Origin of the sequence: Saccharopolyspora taberi, from assembly GCF_039534165.1 — a bacterium.
Lineage (GTDB): Bacteria > Actinomycetota > Actinomycetes > Mycobacteriales > Pseudonocardiaceae > Saccharopolyspora_D > Saccharopolyspora_D taberi.
Genome location: NZ_BAAAUX010000003.1, coordinates 132,059 through 136,360 on the forward strand (window position 1 = coordinate 132,059; position 4,302 = coordinate 136,360).

Annotated in this window: 6 protein-coding genes; all 6 read left to right on the forward strand. The window is 71.6% G+C overall.

What is annotated here, in order from left to right:
* Positions 1 to 350, forward strand: a 350-nt coding sequence (locus ABD691_RS03325; protein WP_344677849.1) for an RsmE family RNA methyltransferase, incomplete at its 5' end; no start/stop codon positions are given.
* Between the two features lie 269 nt (positions 351 to 619).
* The gene (locus ABD691_RS03330) at positions 620 to 991 is read left to right on the forward strand and encodes a histidine triad nucleotide-binding protein (RefSeq protein ID WP_344677850.1); all 372 of its coding nucleotides are present in this window, start codon (positions 620 to 622) and stop codon (positions 989 to 991) included.
* A 112-nt stretch (positions 992 to 1,103) separates the two neighbouring features.
* Entirely contained in the window at positions 1,104 to 2,168 is a 1,065-nt protein-coding gene (locus ABD691_RS03335) for a PhoH family protein (protein WP_425564951.1), read from the forward strand.
* A complete protein-coding gene (gene ybeY / locus ABD691_RS03340) occupies positions 2,165 to 2,716 on the forward strand; it encodes an rRNA maturation RNase YbeY (RefSeq protein ID WP_344677851.1) in 552 nt (183 codons plus the stop codon). The genes ABD691_RS03335 and ybeY overlap by 4 nt, the downstream gene beginning before the upstream one ends.
* 29 nt (positions 2,717 to 2,745) lie before the next feature.
* The gene (locus ABD691_RS03345; protein WP_344677852.1) at positions 2,746 to 4,032 is read left to right on the forward strand and encodes a hemolysin family protein; all 1,287 of its coding nucleotides are present in this window, start codon (positions 2,746 to 2,748) and stop codon (positions 4,030 to 4,032) included.
* A gap of 17 nt (positions 4,033 to 4,049) precedes the next feature.
* A partial coding sequence (locus tag ABD691_RS03350; RefSeq protein WP_344677854.1) for a cytidine deaminase occupies positions 4,050 to 4,302 on the forward strand: 253 nt, incomplete at its 3' end.

Consider the following 4,302-nt stretch of genomic DNA (forward strand, 5'->3'; position numbering starts at 1 on the left):
GCACCGCCGCGGCGGCGGCGAAGCAGGCGCGGCGGCCGTGGACGCCGCGGGTCGAAGAGCCGGTGACGACCAAGCAGCTGGCCGCGGTGGTGGCCGAGGCGGACGCGGCGGTGGTCCTGCACGAGGCGGCGTCGGTGCCGCTGGCGTCGGTGGATCTGCCGTCCGAGGGGGAGCTGCTGCTGGTCGTCGGGCCGGAGGGCGGCGTCACCGAGGACGAGATCGCGGCGCTGACCGCGGCGGGCGCGCGGGCGGTCCGGCTCGGGCCGTCGGTGCTGCGGGCGTCGACGGCGGCGGCCGTGGCGCTGGGCGCGCTCGGGGTGCTGACCAACCGGTGGGATGACATCGGGTAACGCCCAGTCAGTTTTTGTCAGGTTGCCCGGCAGTTCTGAAAAATAATCACGATCGCGGTAGCGAGATCGTGTGAACGGCGATACGCTCAGTGTCGAACGCGTTGCGGTGCGCTGATCATCGGCGCCCGGGACGCCGGTCTGGAGTTCTCGCCGGGCACCTCCCCCCTCGGTCCGGCGAGAGCCGTGCCGCAGCTGGGTAACCCCCAGATCCAGCTGCGGCGCGGCGCCGGGCCGATCACCCCGGAGCCGCGAGCGGATAGCCTGCGGGTATGACCGACAGCGATCTGGACAACCTGTTCCTGCGGATCGTCGCCCGCGAGATCCCCGCTGACATCGTCGCCGAGACCGAGCGCGTCATCGCGATCCGCGACATCAACCCGCAGGCGCCGACGCACGTGCTCGTCATCCCCAAGACCCGCTACCGCAACGCCGCCGAGCTGGCCGCCAAGGACCCGGACCTGCTGGCCGAGCTCATCCGCGTCGCAAGCGAGATCGCCGGCCAGGAGGGCATCGCGGACTCCGGCTACCGGCTGCTGTTCAACACCAACTCCGACGCCGGGCAGACCATCTTCCACGTCCACCTCCACCTGCTCGGCGGCGAGCCCATGGGCGGCCTGACCGGAGGCCCCAGGCACGGCTGAGCCGCCGGAGGTTGTGGCGGCAATCGCATTGCCGGTTGCACTACCATCGGCGGGTAGGGAAGAACTGACCGACCGACTCGCGCGCAGGCGCAGAAAGCGGGCCCGAACACACGTGGCCGGAATCGCAGCGGGTGGAGCCGCAGCCCAGTCCGGAGAGCAGCAGACGCAGACCGCCACGGCGCAGTCCCGCACCACCGTCCCGGACGACGCGGTGCTGGCGCTGGTGGGCACCAGGGACGAGAACCTGCGGGTGATCGAGGATCTGCTGACCGCCGATGTCCATGTCCGGGGCAACGAGGTGACGTTGTCCGGCGAGCCCGCGGAGGTCGCTTTCGCCGAACGCGTCTTCGCCGAGCTCATCACGCTGGTGACCAAGGGCGGCTCGCTCACGCCGGACAGCGTCCGGCGCAGCGTGGCGATGCTCTCGGCCGACCACGGCGAGTCCCCCGCCGACGTGCTGAGCCTGGACATCGTCTCCCGGCGCGGACGCACCATCCGCCCCAAGACCCTCAACCAGAAGCGCTACGTCGACTCCATCGACAAGCACACCGTCGTGTTCGGCATCGGTCCCGCCGGTACCGGCAAGACCTACCTGGCGATGGCCAAGGCGGTCCAGGCGCTGCAGGCCAAGCAGGTCAACCGGATCATCCTGACCCGTCCCGCGGTGGAGGCGGGGGAGCGGCTGGGCTACCTGCCGGGCACGCTCTACGAGAAGATCGACCCGTACCTGCGCCCGCTCTACGACGCGCTGCACGACATGGTCGACCCGGAGTCGGTGCCCAAGCTGACCCAGGCCGGGACGATCGAGATCGCGCCGCTGGCCTACATGCGCGGGCGCACCCTCAACGACGCGTTCATCATCCTCGACGAGGCGCAGAACACCACGCCCGAGCAGATGAAGATGTTCCTGACCCGGCTGGGCTTCGGCTCCAAGATCGTGGTCACCGGCGATGTCACCCAGATCGACCTGCCCGGCGGGCAGCGCAGCGGCCTCAAGGTCGTGCGGGAGATCCTGGAGGGCGTGGAGGACGTGCACTTCTCCATGCTGGAGAGCCAGGACGTGGTGCGGCACCGGCTGGTGACCGACATCGTCAACGCATACGACCGCTGGCACGCGCGCGCCGACGCCGAGGAGTCCGGCGGCAGGCGCAACGGCCAGCGACGGGGACACGCATGAGCATCGAGATCGCAAACGAGTCCGGCGTCGAGGTGCCCGAGCCCTCGATCGTCTCGGTCGCCCGCTTCGCGCTGGACAAGATGAGCGTCAGCCAGCTCGCGGAGCTGTCGATCGTGCTGGTCGAGCTGGACGTGATGGCCGACCTGCACGAGCGCTGGATGGACCTGCCCGGTCCCACCGACGTGATGTCGTTCCCGATGGACGAGTACGACTCGTCCCGCCGGCCGGACTCCGCGGGCGCCGGGCCCGCGCTGCTGGGCGACATCGTGCTGTGCCCGGCGTTCGCCAAGGACCAGGCCCGCAAAGCAGGCCACAGCCTGCTCGACGAGCTGCACCTGCTGACCGTGCACGGCGTCCTGCACCTGCTCGGCTACGACCACGCCGAGCCGGACGAGGAGAAGGAGATGTTCGGCCTGCAGAACCAGATCCTGGCCGACTTCCGGGCGGCCAAGGCCGCCGCCGAGCGCGAGCAGGCCCAGCGCAGCGCCGACTCCAAGGTGCTCGGGGCGGTCGGGCTGGAGGACCAGGGCGGTCCCGGCGCGCACTGATCGCAGATCACTCACCTAGGGCGGTAGTCGTGTTCTCCGGTTCCATCGCGTTGATGGTCTGGTCGGTGCTGCTGGTGTGCGCCGCTGGGGTGTTCGCGGCGTCCGACGCCGCCATCGGCGCGGCGTCGCGCGCCCGGGTGGACGAGCTGGTCCGGGAGGGCCGGGGCGGGGCGCGGCAGCTGGCGCTGGTGCTGGCCGACCGGCCGCGGCACGTGAACCTGCTGCTGCTCCTGCGGCTGGCGTGCGAGATGGGCGCCACCGTGCTGGTCACGGTGGTCGCGCTGCGCATGGCCGAGTCCGAAGGCTGGGCGGTCGCCGTCGCGGTGCTGATCATGCTCGTGGTGTCCTACGTGCTGATCGGCGTCGGCCCGCGCACCATCGGCCGCCAGCACCCCTACGGCGTCGGCCTGCTGGTGGCCGGCCCGGTGCGGGCGGTGGCCCGGGTGCTCAACCCGCTGACCAGGCTGCTGATCCTGATCGGCAACATGATCACCCCCGGCCGCGGCTTCCGGGAGGGGCCGTTCTCCTCCGAGGTGGAGCTGCGCGAGCTGGTCGACCTGGCGGGCGAGCGCGGCGTGGTCGAGCCCGGCGAGCGGGAGATGATCCACTCGGTGTTCGAGCTCGGCGACACCATCGCCCGCGAGGTGATGGTGCCCCGCACCGAGATCATCTGGATCGAGCGGACCAAGACCGCCCGGCAGGCGCTGGCGCTGGCGCTGCGCTCCGGCTTCTCCCGGGTGCCGGTGATCGGCGAGAGCGTCGACGACATCGTCGGCGTGGTCACGCTCAAGGACCTCACCCGCGCGGTCGTGGAACGCGGCGAGCCCGGCCCGGAGGTGTCCGAGCTGATGCGCCCGCCGAGCTTCGTGCCCGACACCAAGCGGCTCGACGAGCTGCTCAAGGAGATGCAGAAGTCGCGCAGCCACCTGGCCGTCGCGGTCGACGAGTACGGCGGCACCGCGGGTCTGCTGACCATCGAGGACATCATCGAGGAGATCGTCGGCGAGATCACCGACGAGTCCGACCTGGAGGAGCACCGGCCGGTCGAGCGGCTCGACGACGGCACCGTGCGGGTCAGCTCCCGGCTGCCGGTGGAGGACCTGGGCGAGCTGTTCGGCGTCGAGCTCGACGGCTCCGAGGTCGAAACCGTCGGCGGGCTGCTCGCGCAGCGTCTCGGCCGGGTGCCGCTGCCGGGGGCGGAGGCCGAGATCGAGGGCTTGCGGCTGCGCGCCGAGGGCGGCAAGGACCACCGCGGACGCATCCGCATCAACGCGTTGCTGGTCCGCCCCGCGGCCGACCAGCGCGTTTCCGAGTGACAGCAGAGAGGAACACCGTGGCCGACCACGACATCGACCCCGAGGACGCCAAGATCGTGACCCTGGCGCGCGCGACGCGGGCCCGCACCGGCGCGGCCGAGGGCGCAGCGGTTCGCGACACCGACGGCCGCACCTACGCCGCGAGCACGGTCGCGCTGCCGTCGCTGCGGCTGACCGCGCTCCAGGCGGCCGTGGCGACCGCGGTCGCCAGCGGGGCCGAGGGGCTGGAGGCCGCGGCGGTGGTTACCGGCGCCGGGGCGGTGGACGCCG